Origin of the sequence: Micromonospora sp. MW-13 (assembly GCF_003434305.1) — a bacterium.
Classification (GTDB): Bacteria; Actinomycetota; Actinomycetes; order Mycobacteriales; family Micromonosporaceae; genus Micromonospora.
In genome coordinates this window covers 1-16,710 of sequence record NZ_QKKX01000047.1, presented here as the reverse complement: position 1 = coordinate 16,710, position 16,710 = coordinate 1, and the positions used below count along the sequence as shown (strand labels likewise).

Annotated in this window: 15 protein-coding genes and 1 pseudogene; 10 read left to right on the top strand and 6 right to left on the bottom strand. The window is 69.8% G+C overall.

The window, feature by feature from the left end; genetic code table 11:
- Positions 1–73 precede the first annotated feature (73 nt).
- Positions 74–607 (bottom strand): YlcI/YnfO family protein, encoded by a 534-nt coding sequence (locus C5N14_RS22115; RefSeq protein WP_117670211.1) that lies wholly within the window; start codon positions 605–607, stop codon positions 74–76.
- A gap of 314 nt (positions 608–921) precedes the next feature.
- Between C5N14_RS22115 and C5N14_RS22110 the strand changes: the two genes are divergently transcribed.
- Positions 922–2,685, top strand: coding sequence for a VWA domain-containing protein (locus C5N14_RS22110; protein ID WP_117670209.1), 1,764 nt, complete (start codon positions 922–924; stop codon positions 2,683–2,685).
- Positions 2,686–3,050: 365 nt separating this feature from the next.
- Here C5N14_RS22110 and C5N14_RS22105 read toward each other — a convergent pair whose 3' ends face one another.
- From C5N14_RS22105 to C5N14_RS22095, 3 genes are all read right to left on the bottom strand, one after another.
- The gene (locus tag C5N14_RS22105) at positions 3,051–4,550 is read right to left on the bottom strand and encodes an FAD-binding oxidoreductase (RefSeq protein ID WP_117670207.1); all 1,500 of its coding nucleotides are present in this window, start codon (positions 4,548–4,550) and stop codon (positions 3,051–3,053) included.
- 247 nt (positions 4,551–4,797) lie between these two features.
- Positions 4,798–7,074 (bottom strand): catalase/peroxidase HPI, encoded by a 2,277-nt coding sequence (gene katG / locus C5N14_RS22100; RefSeq protein WP_117670204.1) that lies wholly within the window; start codon positions 7,072–7,074, stop codon positions 4,798–4,800.
- A 26-nt stretch (positions 7,075–7,100) separates the two neighbouring features.
- The gene (locus C5N14_RS22095; protein ID WP_117670201.1) at positions 7,101–7,529 is read right to left on the bottom strand and encodes a Fur family transcriptional regulator; all 429 of its coding nucleotides are present in this window, start codon (positions 7,527–7,529) and stop codon (positions 7,101–7,103) included.
- Positions 7,530–7,779: 250 nt separating this feature from the next.
- Here C5N14_RS22095 and C5N14_RS22090 point away from each other — a divergent pair, with 250 nt between their 5' ends.
- Together C5N14_RS22090 and C5N14_RS22085 are read left to right on the top strand one after the other, a co-directional pair.
- Positions 7,780–8,682 carry an aminoglycoside phosphotransferase family protein gene (locus C5N14_RS22090; RefSeq protein ID WP_207892828.1) on the top strand — a complete coding sequence of 301 codons (903 nt, stop codon included), beginning with the start codon at positions 7,780–7,782 and terminating at the stop codon, positions 8,680–8,682.
- A 17-nt stretch (positions 8,683–8,699) separates the two neighbouring features.
- Positions 8,700–8,843: a hypothetical protein gene (locus C5N14_RS22085; protein WP_207892841.1), complete on the top strand. Its 144-nt coding sequence runs from the start codon at positions 8,700–8,702 to the stop codon at positions 8,841–8,843.
- A gap of 894 nt (positions 8,844–9,737) precedes the next feature.
- On the opposite strand, the gene C5N14_RS22080 is transcribed toward C5N14_RS22085, so the two are convergent.
- Positions 9,738–10,565, bottom strand: coding sequence for an IS5 family transposase (locus C5N14_RS22080; protein WP_371685887.1), 828 nt, complete (start codon positions 10,563–10,565; stop codon positions 9,738–9,740).
- 61 nt (positions 10,566–10,626) lie between these two features.
- On the bottom strand, positions 10,627–11,880 hold the full coding sequence (locus C5N14_RS22075) for an MFS transporter (protein ID WP_117670199.1): 1,254 nt from the start codon (positions 11,878–11,880) through the stop codon (positions 10,627–10,629).
- Between the two features lie 72 nt (positions 11,881–11,952).
- Here C5N14_RS22075 and C5N14_RS22070 point away from each other — a divergent pair, with 72 nt between their 5' ends.
- The 7 genes and pseudogenes from C5N14_RS22070 (at position 11,953) to C5N14_RS22035 (ending at position 16,217) form a co-directional block, all read left to right on the top strand.
- Entirely contained in the window at positions 11,953–12,837 is an 885-nt protein-coding gene (locus C5N14_RS22070; protein ID WP_117670197.1) for a LysR family transcriptional regulator, read from the top strand.
- A gap of 101 nt (positions 12,838–12,938) precedes the next feature.
- Positions 12,939–13,589 (top strand): hypothetical protein, encoded by a 651-nt coding sequence (locus C5N14_RS31820; RefSeq protein ID WP_128763640.1) that lies wholly within the window; start codon positions 12,939–12,941, stop codon positions 13,587–13,589.
- A complete protein-coding gene (locus C5N14_RS22060; protein WP_117670194.1) occupies positions 13,586–13,999 on the top strand; it encodes a phage holin family protein in 414 nt (137 codons plus the stop codon). Before C5N14_RS31820 ends, C5N14_RS22060 begins: the two co-directional genes overlap by 4 nt.
- 21 nt (positions 14,000–14,020) lie before the next feature.
- Positions 14,021–14,674, top strand: a complete 654-nt coding sequence (locus tag C5N14_RS22055; RefSeq protein ID WP_117670192.1) for a DUF3618 domain-containing protein — start codon at positions 14,021–14,023, stop codon at positions 14,672–14,674.
- 345 nt (positions 14,675–15,019) lie between these two features.
- Positions 15,020–15,547, top strand: coding sequence for a CGNR zinc finger domain-containing protein (locus C5N14_RS22045; RefSeq protein ID WP_117670188.1), 528 nt, complete (start codon positions 15,020–15,022; stop codon positions 15,545–15,547).
- Between the two features lie 54 nt (positions 15,548–15,601).
- Positions 15,602–15,706 (top strand): annotated as a pseudogene (locus C5N14_RS33360) (transcriptional regulator); the annotation flags it as partial.
- 13 nt (positions 15,707–15,719) lie between these two features.
- Positions 15,720–16,217, top strand: coding sequence for a GNAT family N-acetyltransferase (locus C5N14_RS22035; protein WP_117670186.1), 498 nt, complete (start codon positions 15,720–15,722; stop codon positions 16,215–16,217).
- Positions 16,218–16,710: the final 493 nt, after the last annotated feature.

Here is a 16,710-nt window from a genome sequence, read left to right as displayed (position 1 = left end):
TGTCCCCGCATCATGGGTGGGTGAGCCGTCCCCGCAGGCCGGGGACGTGGTGTGAGGAAAGCGTGCGGTGCGGCTAGCGCACCCAGCCGGTGAAGCCCTGCCTGGCCCGTTTCGCGCTGCCGCGTGGCTCGGGCCGCTGCTCGCGATCGGACCGCTGCAAGGCGGCTGCCGCCGCCCGGACCAGCCAGGCATTGACCGAGCGGCCCTCCTTGGCCGCGGCCTCCTCGACCGCGGCCTTGAGCTGCTCGGGCAGGCGTACGTTGATCCGCGCGGCGGGGCCGTCCTCGGCGATCAGCAGATCGCTGTCCGGCGCGCCGTCGACCGTAGCCGCGGTGCTCCCGGCCGCGAGTTCGAGCGGCTCGGCGGGTGGCGAGGTCACGACGAAGCTCGGATCGCGTCCACGCAGGCGCAGTTCCACCGAACCCGGAGCCAGGTCCCGGGTGATCTCGTCGGCGGCGGCCGACAGCGCGTCCAGCAGCGTCATCCGGATCGCCGACTCGAGCGACCCGGTCAGGCGCTCGACCAGCGCACGCGCCTCCTCTCCGCCGGCTTCGGCAAGCGTGGCGAACTCACGCCCGAGGTTGCTCACGTACGAGGTCAAGTCCATGGTGCCAGTTTGGCACACCGATGGCACAGGCACAAGCCATGTTGGCTCAGCAGAGGTGTCACGGTTGGCACCACCTGGCATGTCCGGCTGAATAAGCGCAGGTCAAGGGCGGGGTGCAGACCGGACGCGACGAGGGTCTGCTACCCGCCAGTCGACGCAGCGCAGCGAGCAAATCGAGGTGCTCGTCCAGGTCTCTGGCCCGCCCAGCGGGCAGGCCGTCAGGCTCGTGGCATTGTTCCAGCGAGTCGAGTTGCACCGGCACGGTGCTGCACTATGGCTGATGTCGTCACCGTCAGCCGACACATGGAGGACCAATGGTTTCAGGTCGATCGACTGCCCCGCCGTGGGTGCCGTACGCCACAGCCATCGTGGCCGGAGTCGCGGTCGTCGCGGGGGCCTACCTGATCGTCCGGCCGGCGGCGGACGTCGGGTGCACACCGCTGGAGGTCAGCTCGTCGGTGGAGAAGGACGTGCTGCTTGGTGAGCTGGCCGAGCGATACAACAGGAGCAATCGGCGGTTCGGCGACCGCTGCGCCACCGTGACCGTCCACGGCCTCACCTCCGGTGCGGCGACGGACGCGCTGGCCGGCGATTGGGCCGTCAAGCAGCCCAACATTCCACAACCGCAGGTGTGGATGCCGACGTCGACCCTGTGGACCGGGCAGTTGAAGTTGCTGGACGAGGCCGCCGGGCGCCCACCGCAGACCTCCGGGCCGTACCCGTCGATCGCGAACAGCCCGCTGGTCATCGCCATGCCGCAGCCGAAGGGCGAGCTGCTCCGACAGCAGGGTCAGCTCGGCTGGGGTGAGATCCTGGGCTCGTCCGGGCGGGCGGGCTGGGCCACCTTCGGTCGCCCCGAGTGGGGACGGTTCGCATTCGGCAAGGTCAACCCGAACCTGTCCACCTCCGGGCTGGCTGCCATCATCGCCACGTACTACGCGGCCATCAACCGGGCCAGCGACCTCACCGAGAGCGACCTGGCGAATCCGCGGGTGACCCAGTTCGTCCGCCGCATCGAGGCCAACGTGTCCCACTACAGCGACGACGTGGTGGACCTGCTGAAGAACCTCGCCGAGGCGGACCTGTCCGGCGACGGCGCGCAGGCCCCGACCGACATGAGCGCGATCGTGACGCAGGAGGAGCTGGTCTACCAGTACAACGAGGGGAAGCTGAGTCCGACCCCGGGCGAGAAGCCCAGGGTCCCGCTGGTCGCGGTGTATCCGAAGGAGGGAACGTTCAACCTTGACCACCCGTACGTGGTCCTCCCCTCGGCCAGCCCGGAGCAGCGTGACGCCGCTGCCGACTTTCTGGCGTTCCTTCAGGATTCGCCTCAACAGCGCAGCTTCAGCCGGCTCGGGTTCCGCGACCACGAGCGAAACGCGTCCGGCCCGCTGGTCGCCTCCGTCGGCGGGCGCGGGGCAGTCCCGGATCTCACCTACTTCGACCCGCCGGAACCGACCGTGGTCAAGGCGATCCTCAACGGCTGGGGCACGCTGCGCAAGAAGGCGAACATCCTCGTCGCCGTCGACACGTCCGGTTCCATGAACGCCAAGATCGGTGACCGGAGCAGGTTCCAGGTGGCGACCACGGCAGCCGCCAAGGGCTTCGGCCTGTTGAACTCCGAGGACCAGGTCGGGCTCTGGTCGTTCTCCTCCGAGACGCCGCAGCGGCCGAAATCGCCCTACAGCGAAGAGGTCCGACTGTCGGCGTTCAACCAGAAGACCCTGATCAACAAGATCAACAACCTCCATGTCGAAGGCGGCACCGCGTTGTACGCCACCGTACGGGCGGCACACCGTCACATGCTCGACCACTATGACCAGTCCCGGATCAACGCGTTGGTCGTACTGACCGACGGCAAGAACGAGTACAACAAGGACAACAAGCTCGCCAAGCTGCTTCAGGATGTCGCGCTGGATCCGGATCGGCCGGTCAAGATCTTCTGCATCGCCTTCGACGAGCAGTCCGATTTCGCGACTCTCGACCGGATCGCCAAAGCGTCCGCGGGCAAGGCGTTCGACGCCCGCGACCCGGCGAAGATCGACGACGCGTTCGTCAAGCTGGTCAGTAGCTTCTAGGGCGGCGGGACTTCTGCGGGCTCAGGGACGGTGAGGCGGTAGCGGGCTGGGGAAGCCGGGTTGGCCACCTGGTCGCCCGCTCCGCGTAGCTCCTCGGTGCCGAGCGGGTCATCGTCGTCGACCGGCTGTTCGAGCGGCTCGGCACGGCCGCTCGACTTCCTGACCGGACACCCGACCGGGGGGGTGTCCGCTGCGCGGGCGCGGCGGGCAACCCCTCGGTACGGCCTGGCCGGCCGATGACCGGCGGCGCAGCCCATGGCCGGCCACTGACCGGCGCCTCGACGGCCGGGTCCGTGGCACCCTCCTCGAAGGATGTCGGCCGGCTGGCATGCACCGCCGCCGGCCTGCGCGGGCTGCTGCGCAGGTCAGCGTGCTGCGGGCGGAATGCTCTGCTCGTACTGGAAGACGTTGTGGGGGTCGTACTTCGCCTTGATCCTGCGGAGCCGGTCGAAGTTGGGACCCCAGTAGGCGGTTTCCCACTCCGCCATTCCGATGTTCGGCACGTTGACGTAGGCGCCGTGTACGTAGGGCCGCAGTGCCTGGCTGAACTCGGCGATCCAGGCCTGGGCGATCGGGGTGATGGCGTTGCCGCTGTCCGGCTCGCCACGAGTGCCCCAGCCGGCGCCCGGCTCGGAATAGAAGAGCGCGTCGCGATGCGGAAACGCCGCGCCGCCGAAGGGTTCGCTCGATTGGGCTCCCGTGCCGAATGCCTGGGTGAAGAAATTGCTGTCATCCGAGGGGGCGTCTTCCATGAATGCGCGGATCACGCTGATCGCCTTCTTCGGGAACGGCTCGTTGGTGAACTGGGAGAAGAACTTCCAGTTCGCGGGCTCGTCCTCGGTCGGAATCTGGAATCCGGCATAGGTGTCGCCCCAGCCCCCGGTCTGCACCGTGACCTCGGGGTTGCCGACCGACAGGACCGGCCCCAGCAACTCCCGTGCCTCTGCCTCCGATCCTTCCGCGAGAACCCCGAACAGCAGGATCTGGGATTTGTGGATCTCGAGTTGGGTTCCGAGGCGGTTGTCGGCGAACGGTGCGGTGCGCTGCCAGGTGTCGAAGACCCCGTACAGGTCGTCGAGGCCGTCCCATGTTGCTTGCAGGTAGGCGACGCTCTTCAGCGAGGCCACCTTGTAGGTGAGTGAGGTGACGATCCCGAAGTTGCCGTTTCCCGCTCCGCGCAGCGCCCAGAGCAGGTCCGAGTGATTCCACGGGTCTACCTCGATCGCCTTCGCGCCGTCGGCACCCGACGCGACGACGATCTCCGCCCCTATCAGGTTGTCGCAGGCCATGCCGAGGTAGCGGGTGAGGAAGCCGAGGCCGCCGCCGAGGGTCGCACCGGACAGGCCCACGCTTCCCTCCGTTCCCGTCGTTACCGCGAGATCCTGCTTCCCGAGCGTGGTCACCGCCTCCAACTGGTTGAGCCCGGCGCCGACTGTGGCGGTGCGAGCGGCTGTGTCGATCTGGGCCGACTTCAGCTCGCTGACGTCGATCACGATGCCGTTGTCCACGTTCGACCAGCCCTCGAGGCTGTGACGACCGCTGCGCACCCGCAGCGCGACGTTGTTCTGCCGCGCCCACGTGAGGGCGTTGACCACGTCCTGGGTCTCCTGGGCGAAGACGATGACCAGCGGATAGTGAACGAAGAGCTCGTCCCAGCCGAGGCTCGCACTCGCGTACTCGGGGTTCTGGGGACGGACGATGCGGCCGGTCAGCTTCGCCGGCGGGCACTTCGCGCTGGAGGACAGATCCGGGCCGTCGGCCGCAAGCCCCGGGGTGCCCCCGGCCATGATGCCCGGGAGAACGACCGCCCCGGCGCCAACGGCCGCCGTCGCCCTGAGCAGGTCGCGACGAGAAAGGTCGCGCATGGTCCGTGTCCTCTCGATCGGGTTACGCCAGTCTTCGAAGGCTCTCGCCTTTCATCTGGCGCGCAAACCCACGCTAATACGAGAGGCTCCGTCGAATATCTGAGAACTTGTCCCGGAACCCGGTCGGGTGATGGCGGCCTTTTGCGAAGCGGACCAGGCGTTGGTATTGGGCGACCGCCGATCCAATGGCGAACGAGCCCCGGTCGATCGATGGTGGATCGACCGGGGCTCGTCGGGTGGTGCCGGGTCAGGCGAGGTCGAACCGGTCGAGTTCCATGACCTTGGTCCAGGCTGCGACGAAGTCGGCCACGAACTTGTCGCGCGCGTCCTGGCTGGCGTAGACCTCCGCGAGGGCCCGTAGCTGGGAGTTGGAGCCGAAGATGAGGTCGACCGCGGTGGCGGTCCACCTCACCTCATCGGTGGCCAGGTCCCGGATCTCGTACACGTGCTCGTCGGACTCCGACGCCTTCCACCGGGTGCCCGGGGAGAGCAGGTTGGTGAAGAAGTCGTTGGTGAGCACGCCGGGCCGGTCGGTGAGGACGCCGTGCCGCGTGCCGCCGACGTTTGCCTCGAGGGAGCGCAGGCCGCCGACGAGGACGGTCATCTCGGGCGCGGTCAGGTTGAGCATGTAGGCACGGTCGAGGAGCAGCACCTCCGGCTGGGTCTTCTCGCCGGGACGCAGGTAGTTGCGGAACCCGTCGGCGCGCGGCTCGAGGACCCGGAAGGACTCGACGTCGGTCTGCTCGGCAGTGGCGTCGGTGCGGCCCGGACGGAACGGCACGGTCACCTCGACGCCGGCGTCGCGCGCCGCCTTCTCGACGGCGGCCGAGCCGGCCAGCACGATCAGGTCGGCGAGCGAGATCTTCGCGCCGCCGGCGGAGTTGAACTCCCGCCGGATGCCCTCGAGGGTCTCCAGGACCGTCGCGAGCTGCTCGGGCTGGTTGACCTCCCAGCTGCGCTGCGGCTCGAGACGGATCCGCGCGCCGTTGGCGCCGCCGCGCTTGTCGGTGGACCGGTAGCTGGCGGCTGAGGCCCAGGCGGTGGCGACCAGTTGGGCGGTCGGGATGCCGGAGTTCAAGACCGTCGCCTTGAGGGCGGCGACGTCGGCGTCACCCACGAGCGCGTGGTCGACGGCCGGCACCGGGTCCTGCCACAGCTGGGGCTCCGGGACCCACGGTCCGAGGAAACGGTCGACCGGGCCCATGTCGCGGTGCAGCAGCTTGTACCAGGCCTTGGCGAACGCGAGGGCGAACTCGTCGGGATTCTCCAGGAAGCGGCGCGAGATCTTCTCGTACGTCGGGTCGACGCGCAGCGCCAGGTCGGTCGTGAGCATCGTCGGCTTGTGCTTCTTCGACGGGTCGTGGGCGTCCGGGATGATCGCCTCGGCATCCTTGGCGACCCACTGCTTCGCGCCGCCGGGGCTCGTGGTGAGTTCCCACTCGTAGCCGAAGAGGATTTCGAAGAAGCGGTTGCTCCACTGCGTCGGCCGGTCGGTCCACGTCACCTCGAGACCGCTGGTGATCGTGTCCCCGCCCTTGCCGCTGCCGTACGTGCTCAGCCAGCCCAGGCCCTGCGCCTCCAGCGGGGCGGCCTCGGGCTCGAGGCCCACGTGGTCGTCGGCGACGCCGGCGCCGTGGGTCTTGCCGAAGGTGTGGCCACCGGCGATGAGGGCTACGGTCTCCTCGTCGTTCATCGCCATCCGGGCGAAGGTCTCGCGGATGAAGTACGCCGACGCGGCCGGATCCGCGTTGCCGCGGGGGCCCTCCGGGTTGACGTAGATGAGGCCCATCTCGGTCGCCCCGACGCCGGCCACCATCTCCTTCTCGGAGGCGTAGCGCTCGTCACCGAGCCAGGTGTCCTCCGGACCCCAGAAGATCTCCTCGGGCTCCCAGACGTCCTCCCGGCCGAAGCCGAAGCCGAAGGTCTTGAAGCCCATCGACTCCAGGGCGACGTTGCCGGCGAACACGAGCAGGTCGGCCCACGAGACCTGCTGGCCGTACTTCTGCTTGACCGGCCACAGCAGCCGGCGGGCCTTGTCGAGGTTGGCGTTGTCCGGCCAACTGTTGAGCGGGGCGAACCGCTGACCGCCGTCGCCGGCGCCGCCGCGACCGTCCTCGATGCGGTAGGTGCCCGCCGCGTGCCAGCTCATCCGGATCATCAGGCCGCCGTAGTGGCCGAAGTCAGCCGGCCACCAGTCCTGCGAGGTGGTGAGGGCCTCGGTGATGTCCTGCTTGAGGGCCTCGACGTCGAGCTTGGCGAACTCCTTGGCATAGCTGAAGTTCTCCCCCAGCGGGTTGCCCTTCGACGAGTGCGCATGCAACACCGAGAGGTCGAGCTGGTTGGGCCACCAGTCCCGGTTGGTGCGCGGGCGGCCTCCGGTCCTCGGCGTCGGCGAGTCGATCGCCGGGTTCTCGCTCTCGCTGCCGTGCGCGGTCACGGAGTCGTGCGCGACCGGGCAGCCGGCCGCCGCCTTGTTGTCCACGCCCTGCGCGCTTGAGGGGGCGTTGTCCTGGGTGTCGCTCATCTGTTTCCTTCCGAACTACTGGCGGATCACTGGGAGGTGCGTTCGGTCGAACAGTCGGGGCAGGTGCCCCAGTAGACGACCTCCGCCTCGTCGACCGTGAAGCCGTGGTCGTTCGAGGCGGTGAGACAGGGAGCACGGCCGACAGCGCACTCGACGTCGGCGATCGCGCCGCAGGAGCGGCACACGACGTGGTGGTGGTTGTCCCCCACCCGGGACTCGTACCGGGCGGTCGCACCGGCAGGCTGGATGCGCCGCACCAGACCGGCGTCGGTGAGCGCCCGCAGCACGTCGTACACCGCCTGGTGGGAGACCGTGGGCTGATCCGCCCGTACCAGCGCGATCACCGTGTCGGTGTCGACGTGCGGATGGTCGCGCAGCGCTGCGAGCACCGCCAACCGGGGTCGGGTCACGCGCAACGAGACCGCCCGAAGCTGAGTCTCGAAGTCGGACGCCACGTGTTGAATATAGTCCACTCTTCTGGAATGAATCAGGTTTTCTTTCGGCTCAACCCGCACCCCTTCGACGCGGACCCGGCCGCCCAACCGGTGGAGCAGACCCCGGGCGGCCGGGTCCGCGTCGAGGGTGAGACCACCGAGTCGCGGCACGTCCCATGCCGATGAGCTGCCACAACACCAGATCAGGCGGGTACGACTGGAGCACTAATCGGTTGGCGGCACACCGCCTGACCGCCTTACCGTGCCAGCCGTGCCCATCCATGACGACGAGATCCGAGCCACCGTCGGGCAGGTGCGCCGCCTGATGGCGGCCCAGTGCCCGCGGTGGGCCGACCTGCCCGTGACGCCCCTACCCGACGAGCTGGAGGGCACCGACCACGTGCTCTTTCGGATCGGCAACGAACTCGTCGCCCGGATGCCCAAGATTGCCTGGGCGGTCGACCAGGCCGATTCTGATGCGCGGTGGCTGCCCCTGCTGGTGCCCCACCTTCCTGTGCGGATTCCAGTCCCGCTTCACGTGGGCGAGCCGGGCGCGGGGTACCCGTGGCGGTGGACCGTGGTGCCGTGGTTCGCGGGGAGCACGCCTCCCAGGCTTGGCTGCGACGACGTACCCCTGGCCCGCGATGTGGCAGCCTTCGTTCGCGCCCTGCACGGGGTGGATCCGGCCGGAGGTCCGGCCAAACCACCGGGTTCCCGCGGGTCCGCCCTGCTCCACGCCGATGAAGCCGTCCGCCGTGTGCTGCCCCGGCTCGCCGAGCATGACGACGGCTTCGACGTGACCGCGGCCGAGGCGGCCTGGGACGCCTGCCTGGCTGCTCCTGACTGGCACCGGGACCCCGTCTGGATCCACGGTGACCTGCAGCCGGGCAACCTGATCACCGACTGCGGCCGGCTGACCGCGGTCATCGACTTCGGCGCACTCGGTGTCGGCGACCCGGCGCCGGACGTGGCTCCGGCGCTATGGACCTTCACCGGCGCGGCCCGGGATGCCTACCGGGAGGCAATCGAGTACGACGACGCTACCTGGCGCCGCGCCTGCGGCTGGGCCCTCGCACCGTCGCTGACCGGCATCGACTACTACCGGCATACCTTTCCACGGATGGCCGAGCACGGCCGCCGAATGGTCCGCGCAGTGATCGCCGAACTGACGTGAGTGCCACTGACAGCCGAGTGGCCAGGCCGCTGACCGTGGGCGAACGCGACGTGCTGAGACTGCTCGGCATCGGTCTGTCCAACGCGGATATCGGCGAGCGGCTGCACCTGGGCCTCACCACTGCCGGCCTCACCGAGGAAGCCGGCGCAGAAAGACCCTAACGACTGCGCCAGAGCGCCACCCGGCGGCAGTGACGGTCACACCTCCTCGGTCCCAGCGCGGCGATGAGCTCTTGCGGTCAGGGTTGCTGTGGCGCTGCCGCGACCGAGCGTGCAACCTCGTCCAGGACGCCACCGATCGTCGTCAGATGCGCCCGCACGTCCTTCCTGCGAAGAACACATCCGCTCAGGTCAGGAGCCAACCGAACCGGGCAGCCCGCTCAGCGCTCATCCGACAAAGTCCGACCGATATCCACGCCGCCGCACGCCCGCACCGCGATCAGCCACTACCCGAATCAGATGGCCCTCTTGGCCGCCGGCATGGTGACCGAGCCCTGTGGGGGTGCGTCGAACCGTGCCCCGAGGGGCGGAAGAGTGGTCTCGCCCACCGGACCGCCGACACCACTCGTCATGAGCGGGCCGCGGGCATCTTCCGCCGGGATGCCGCTGTCGGGCCGGCGTCGCCGAAGGGTCAGCGTACTCGCCGCTCCGGTCAGCGCCCCGGCCGCGAAGGCAAGGATGAGAGCTTGCCGAACGGTGGAGGCCCTCTTACGTGTCATGACTACTCCCCGGATCCAACGTGCCTGCATAGTCCTGATTGTCGGACTCGGCCGCCGAGGCCATGCAGCTAATCGACGGACTGGTATACATGTGGGCCACCCGATACGGGTCTGGGCGCCCGAAGCGCACGGGGCAGCGAGTACGCCGCACCGTCCCGCCTTGGTCCGAGACGCGGGTCTCCTTGGCCAGAGACCCGGACGCTTGGGCGCAGGCGCCGGGATGTGTCTGTGGGCCTTGATCCGATGTCATCACATCTCCCGGTGCTCGACAGCGGGCTCCGGGCCGTCTTCGATCCCCTCAAGTCTGGGTGTCGCCGGCCGGCGAAGGCTCGGTCGGCTAGGGCCTGTCCTGTGAATCAGCGCAGCCACAACGCGATCGCGGCGATGACGACCAGTGACCGGCGGCCCGCTTCGCATACCGCGTGGCCAGGCCCCGGAACTGCTTGAGACGGTTGAAGCACCGCTCGACCACGTTCCTGCCCTTGTAGACCTCCGCGTCGAACGCGGGCGGACGACCGCCCCGGGAGCCACGACGGCGGCGGTGGGCGGCGTGGTCCTTCTTCTCCGGACTGACGAACCTGATCCCTCGGGCCCGCAGGGCGTGGCGGGTAGAAGGGCTGGAGTAAGCCCGGTCGGCCAGGACGCAGTCGGGGCGTTTTCGGGGCCGGCCCGGCCCGAAGGCGTTGACCCGCACCTGGTCCAGCAGGATGAGCAGCTGCGGGTTGTCACCGGCCTGGCCTGGGGTCAGCAGGACCACCATGGGCAGGCCGCGGGCGTCGGTGGCCAGGTGGATCTTCGTGCTCAGCCCGCCCCTGGAGCGTCCAAGCGCCTCTCCGGGCAGGGCAAGATCCTCGACCCAGGCGGCGCTCCCACCTGCAGGGTGTCGCGCCCCGGCTGCGTGCTGGTGGGCACGCACCACGGTCGAGTCGATCGAGAAGACCCACTCGATCCGCCCGGCGTCGGCCTGCGTGGTCTGGACGCGGGCCAGGATCCGGTCCCAAGTCCCGTCCGCGGTCCACCGTCGCAGTCGCTCGTGCAGGGTTTTCCACGGCCCGTACCGCTTTGGGACGTCTCGCCAGGGCGCTCCGGTGCGCAGCTGCCACAGGATCCCGTCGATGACCTGGCGGTGGTCGCGCCCCTGCCCGCCCCGCGCAGACGAGGGCATCAGAGGGTGGATCTGGGCCCACTGCTCGTCGGTGAGGTCGTCACGACTTGCCACCTGTGGCTCAGCAGGCGGCCGTGCGAACACCCGTTTCGACGGCTTGCTGGTGATGGGTTTTCCAGGCCCACCCTGCCCCCCCGATTGCGGCGGCAATCTGGAGGAGCCCGGTGGTCAGGAGCGCGGCCTCGGATCCTGCCCAACCGATCAGGGCTCCGCCAGCCAGCAGCCCCAGGGAGGTGCCTCCGGAGTGCAGGACTGTCTCTGCGGTGAACGCCGCCCGGCGTTCGGGGCCGTGGGTCTGCTCGCTGATCAGAGCGTTCAAGGCGGCGATGCCCCAGGGCATCGCGGCTCCGCCCACTGCGGCCACGACCGCGATACCGGCCAGGCTCGGTGCCACCAGCGGCAGGGCGACGAACACGGCCCCGGGCACGACCCAGGAGACCAGCATCGCCGTCATGCGCGGCAGGCGGTCGATGACCACCGGCACCAGCAGGGAGGCGGCCACGGATGCGGCCCCGTACCCGCTCATGCCCGCAGCGATGAGTGCGCCGGGCATGTCGTGCTCGACCCCGAGTACGGCCAGGCCCAGGCTGAACCCGAACCAGCACACCCCGCCGACCCCAGCCATGAGCACGCCGGCGGCGACCTGCGGGCGGGAACGTAGCACCGCCAGAGCAGAGACTGGCCGTCCCGGCGTGGCCTCTCCCTGAACGCCGCCCTGGTCTTCGTGGTGTGTCGTTCTGCGGGCGGGGACGGCCAGGAAGGCGATCGCGGCCAGGGCGACCACGGCGGTCTCGCACCACAGCAGGGAACCCGCGCCCAACATGGTCACGGCCCAGGCCCCGGCGGGCGGAGCGAAGATCATCGAGACCCGGTGGGCCAGGTCCTGCCAGGCCAACCACCTCGCTGGTCCGGTCCTGCCGCCGCGGGCAACGTGTTCGTCGGCGAGGTCGGAGACCAGGGATCGTTCGGCAGGGCCCAGCAGCGCGCCCGCGACCCCGGTCACCAGGCCCGAGACGCACAGCGCGACCGCCCCGACCTGACCCATCAAGGAGGCCACGGGGACGACGGCGAGCCCGGCAGCGTTCACGCCCGTCACTACCGCCAGGGCTCTCCCACCGGTGAGACGGTCACGCAGCCCCTTGCCCCACCAGCCCACCGTCAGCAGGGGCAGCCCGGCCATGCCGCCGACCAGCCCCGTGGTCCAGGCATGCCCGGTCTCCTCCAGTGCGACCAGGGGCAGGGCGACGGCGGTCATCCTCGTCCCGATCCAGGTCACGAACGTGATCACGGTCAGTAGCAGCAGTCCTCTACGCACGCACCGATCCTCGACCGCCCTCCTCCGGCCGGGTAAAGATCTCTTCGCGCATCTGGCTCATACACTGGAGGCATGAGATCCCACCTGAAGACCGAGGACCTGGTGCTGGCCGAGGCCGTGTCCCGGCACGGGTCGGTCGGGGCCGCGGCCAAGGAACTGCTAACCACCCAGCCCTCGGCCTCGCGCCGACTGGCCGCGCTGGAACGCCGCCTGGGGACCAGGTTGTTCGAGCGGGACACGACCGGGGCCCGCCCGACCCCGGCCGGGCGGGAGCTAGCCCGGCAGGCCGCACGCCTGCTGGCCGACCTCGACGCCCTCCCAGCCCAGATTGCCGCCGCGACGCAGGCCCCGTCGTTGAGCCTGGGCACGATCCAGGCGCTGGCCCCGATCGTGTTCACCGCCGCCCAGATCGAACTCGCAGGCGTGACGCTCCAGGCCGAAGTCGATCACGGCCCCACCCTGATCGGCCGGGTCCACCAGGGTCTGCTGGACGCGGCGATCGTCACGATCGCAGACCAGGCCGTCCTGCCCCACGGCCTCCAGGCCACCGGGCTCGGGGCCTCCCCGCTGGTCCTGGTTCTGCCCGCAGACACCACACCCCTGGCCGCCGGGAAGAAGGCGTTGGCGGGAAGGGAAGTGATGTACTCCTCGATTGACCTGGCCGGCGAGCACTTGCACGCAGGTTTGTCCGGGCTCGGCGCGCTCCCGCAGCCGGGCCCCACGATCGAGGCCACCCTGCGCATCGCCCGGCACCGCAAGGTCCCGGCCGTGGTTCCCGACCTCGCGGCCCGCTGGTGGGACGACCCCACCGACCGCCTGCTGCCCTCCCCGGTGCCGAGGAAGGTCATGCTCTCGCTGGTGACCAGGCCCCCCCAACCATCCCGCCTGGCACAGGTACTGCCTGCCCTGATCGCGCGGATCCTGAGCGCGCCGCAGGATTCACAGGACAGGCCCTAATCGTCGAGGCCACCAGGCCGCCCTTCGCGCTGCATGCCCTCAGCAAGGTTGGGTATGCGCGGTACCTGCCCTTCGGGCAGGGATTTCAGAAGGGGGATCGGATGACGACGCGGAGTAGTTCGGGTTCGCCGCCCAGCGCCGGGGGCAAGCAGCAACAGGTGCGGGAACAGGCCACGAAGATTGGTCACGAAGCGACACAGGCTGGCGGACAGTTGGCCCATTCGGCCGCCGGGCAGGGCAAGCAGGTCGCGAGCGAGACCGGCCGGCAGGCGCGGAATCTGGCCGCTGAAGCCTCCGAGCAGTTGCGGCAACAGGCGGAGGCGCAACAGAAACGTGCTGCCGACGGCCTGCGCTCCCTCAGCGCGGAACTACAGTCGATGGCCAGCAACAGCGGCCACGACGGTGTGGCCAGCGAGGTCGTGCGGCGCGCCTCGGGTGCTGCCGAGCAGGCCGCCGGATGGCTGGAAGGACGGGAGCCAGGCGATCTCGTCAACGAGGTGCGCGACTACGCGCGCCAGCGCCCTGGCGCATTCCTCGCCGGCGCCGTCGTGGCTGGCCTGCTGGTAGGCCGGCTGACCCGCAACGTCGCCGCTGCCGGCCCCGAGGAAGGTGTCCAAGGGGAGGACCGCCGGCCCGAACCGGGCGGTCGACTCCCCGGCATGCCGGCTGAGGCGCCGCCCACACATCCTGGGCCGGTGCTCGACCAAGCCACGGGGACGGCCCGTGTCCCGGACGGCGAGGTGACCCGGTGAGCGACTCCAGGCCGCCCAGTGCCAGCGCCACCGCCGAGCGGTCCCACGCCTCGATCGGCGACCTGCTCAGCGAGGTCACCCGGGACTTCTCCACCCTGGTGCGACAGGAGGTGCAACTGGCGAAGGCCGAAGTTCGCCAGGAGGCGAAGACAGCCGGCAATGTCGCCGGCATGTTCGCCGTGGCGGCGATCGCCGGCCTGCTGACCCTGTTCTTCCTGTCGAGCGCGCTGTGGTGGGGCCTGTCCAACATCATGGACCAGGGCTGGGCCGCCCTGATCGTCGGCGCGATTTGGGCGGTGATCGGAGCCGTCCTCGTCGCTCGGGCGCGTAAGCAGATGCGGCAGTTGCGCCCGCTTCCACGGACGCAACAGACCGCCCGGGAGATACCAAACGCCCTTCGTGGCCGCTGAACCGAGGCGAGAGGAGACGTCATGTCGAACGATCCCGAACAGATCCGCCAGGAGATCGAAACCACCAGGATGGAACTGAGCACCGACGTGGACGCGCTGACCTACAAGGCCAGTCCGCGACGGATGGCGACCGAACGGATCGGCCGGGCTCGGGGCCGCTTCGGCCGGATCAAGGACAGGGTGATGGGTACCGCCAGCCAGGCCCGTCATGACAGCGGCGGATCAGCCGTCGAGGCCCGTCACCGCCTGGCCGGCACTGCCCACCAGGCATCCGGCGCTGTCTCCGGTGTCGCGGACCGGGCTTCGCACGCCGCCTCGTCCGCCGCCCACCAGGCTCAGGCAGTGCCGCAGATGACGCGGGACCGGACTGAGGGCAACCCGCTCGCCGCAGGCTTGATCGCTTTTGGCGTCGGGCTGCTCGCCTCGTCACTCATCTCACCCAGCCGAACCGAGCAAAAGCTAGCCCTTCAGGCGAAACAAAAGGCGATGCAGCACTCCGGGCAGATCAAGCAGCAGGCCGGCCAGGTAGCCCACCAGGTGCAGGACAATCTCCGGCAGCCAGCGCAACAAGCCGTGCAATCGGTGCAGTCGGAAGCGGGCGAAAGCGCATCCGCGCTACGGCACCAGGGCACGGAGGCAGCCCGGCACGTCCAGGGCCAGGTACGTGAAAGCTGACGTTTCCCACCACCGCATGTGACAGCGCGTTCTCAAATGGCGCAACCCAGGCCCGTTCATCCGGACCAAGGCCGCCGAGGGCCGGCCCGGTCCTCCGACGGCGACGGCAGCCGACCCCTCCCCGAAGGGCTCACCCGTGACGGGATGATCTCCGGCCCTCCGGCGGACGACCGGGCCCGCCGGGTCCACACCGGGATTCCGGCCGCCGGGCCGGCGCAGATCCGCCACAGTCCGCAGTGGCAGGACTGGTAGTACAGGGTCCCCTCGCTCGTCCGGTGCCGGGACCTGGTCTGCCAGACGTGCCCGTCGCTGTCGCTCATGCCCACAGCCTGCTGTAATGGCATTATGCATCTCAACCCTTACGGGGCAGACCCGGTACGACTCGCCGTCGACCTCGCCAACGACCCACCCGGTTCGGCGGCGGAACTGGCCCGTCGATGCCAGGCGGCCGGGGTGGTGATCGACATGCCGGTACGCGACGACGACCTCACCGTCACCCTCCGGCTGGTCGAGCAGTGGTCCGAGATCGTCGACGCCACATCGGCGGACGAGCGGGCCGCGCTGCTCAACCGGATGCTTGCCGGCGCCTCGACGTACCCCCGGCTGACCAACCACGCGGACGGGCGCTGGCACCTGCACTACCGGGACGACGGGGTGTCCCTCTCGGCCGTGCTCCGCGCTCTGATCAGCGTCGGCACCGCCCTGCACCTGACCGGCCGGGGAATGGACCGGCTGGGCCGGTGCGCCCTGGACGAATGCCGGACGATCTACGCCGACCTGTCCCGGACCGGCCGGCAGCGCTACTGCTCGCCCCGATGCGCCAACCGCGACGCGGTACGTCGGCACCGCACCCGCCACGCACCCGCGCATTGATCCGAGCGCCCCGAGCCCGACCGTCGGGAGCCGGCCGCACCGCACCGGCCGGCCGTCGACTCGGTCGGCACGGCCCGGCACTACCGCATCAACGACGCCTGCCTCGGCCGGTTCCCCTCGGCCGCCGACGTCGGCATGGGCCGACCCGCCCCCACCTGAACGGAGCCTGCTGATGGCCGGTATCACCATCCGCCCCATGGCGGCCGACGACGCCGAACGGGTCCTCGCCATTTACCAGGCGGGCCTCGACCACGGGCACGCCAGCTTCGAGACCAGCGCACCAACCTGGGCGGCGTTCGACGCCGCAAAGCTGCCCGCGCACCGCTTCGTGGCCGTCGACGGCCACGACCTCGTCCTCGGCTGGATCGCCGTCTCGCCCACCTCGACGCGCGCCGTCTACGCCGGCGTGGTGGAGCACTCCGTCTACCTCGACCCCGCCGCGCGCGGCCGAGGCACCGGCCGGCTGCTCCTCGACGCGGTGATCGCCTCCACCGAGGTCGCCGGCATCTGGACCATCCAGTCCGGTGTCTTTCCCGAGAACACCGCCAGCCTCGCCCTGCACCAGCGCGCCGGCTTCCGAATCATCGGCACCCGCGAACGCGTCGGCCGCCACCACGGTCGATGGCGCGACGTCGTGCTGCTCGAACGGCGCAGCCCCGCCATCACCTGACCAACCCAGCCCCAGGCAGGGCAGCCGTCCACCGCCTCGCCGGCGCGCACCTACGGCGGCGGGGACGCCGACGCCCTGCCGGCGCGCGGCGCGCTCGGCTCGCGGCTGCGCGCGCACGTCGACGCCGGCCGGATCCGGCTGCTCACCGGCTTCACCGTGCACGCCCTCACCCCGACGACGGCCGGGTGACCGTGGTCGTGCGGCGCGCCGACGGCAGCGACGAGCCGGTCACCGTGGACCGCATCGTCGGGGACCTCGGACCATTTCGCGGTGATGTCGTCCCGACATCCGCCACATGAAGGAATTCTTCGTCATCTTCGGGTCTCATGCAAGGTCTCGACATAGATGGGTGTCGCGCTATATGGTGCGGCAACCCGGGCGGCATGATCACAGTCGCCCTTTTGTAGTCGACGAGGAGTGACGGTGACTGTTCGGAGACCCTCGCGTCGGGTGAGCCAACTGCTCGGCGGCGCGCTGATCCTGATGATCGGCC

What these genes read in the sequence shown, in the direction of transcription:
- C5N14_RS22115 (WP_117670211.1), bottom strand. Translation starts at nt 607, where the DNA reads ATGGACTTGACCTCGTACGTGAGCAACCTCGGGCGTGAGTTCGCCACG.
- C5N14_RS22110 (WP_117670209.1), top strand. Translation starts at nt 922, where the DNA reads ATGGTTTCAGGTCGATCGACTGCCCCGCCGTGGGTGCCGTACGCCACA.
- C5N14_RS22105 (WP_117670207.1), bottom strand. Translation starts at nt 4,550, where the DNA reads ATGCGCGACCTTTCTCGTCGCGACCTGCTCAGGGCGACGGCGGCCGTT.
- katG (WP_117670204.1), bottom strand. Translation starts at nt 7,074, where the DNA reads ATGAGCGACACCCAGGACAACGCCCCCTCAAGCGCGCAGGGCGTGGAC.
- C5N14_RS22080 (WP_371685887.1), bottom strand. Translation starts at nt 10,565, where the DNA reads ATGCCCTCGTCTGCGCGGGGCGGGCAGGGGCGCGACCACCGCCAGGTC.
- C5N14_RS22070 (WP_117670197.1), top strand. Translation starts at nt 11,953, where the DNA reads ATGAGATCCCACCTGAAGACCGAGGACCTGGTGCTGGCCGAGGCCGTG.
- C5N14_RS31820 (WP_128763640.1), top strand. Translation starts at nt 12,939, where the DNA reads ATGACGACGCGGAGTAGTTCGGGTTCGCCGCCCAGCGCCGGGGGCAAG.
- C5N14_RS22055 (WP_117670192.1), top strand. Translation starts at nt 14,021, where the DNA reads ATGTCGAACGATCCCGAACAGATCCGCCAGGAGATCGAAACCACCAGG.
- C5N14_RS22045 (WP_117670188.1), top strand. Translation starts at nt 15,020, where the DNA reads ATGCATCTCAACCCTTACGGGGCAGACCCGGTACGACTCGCCGTCGAC.
- C5N14_RS22035 (WP_117670186.1), top strand. Translation starts at nt 15,720, where the DNA reads ATGGCCGGTATCACCATCCGCCCCATGGCGGCCGACGACGCCGAACGG.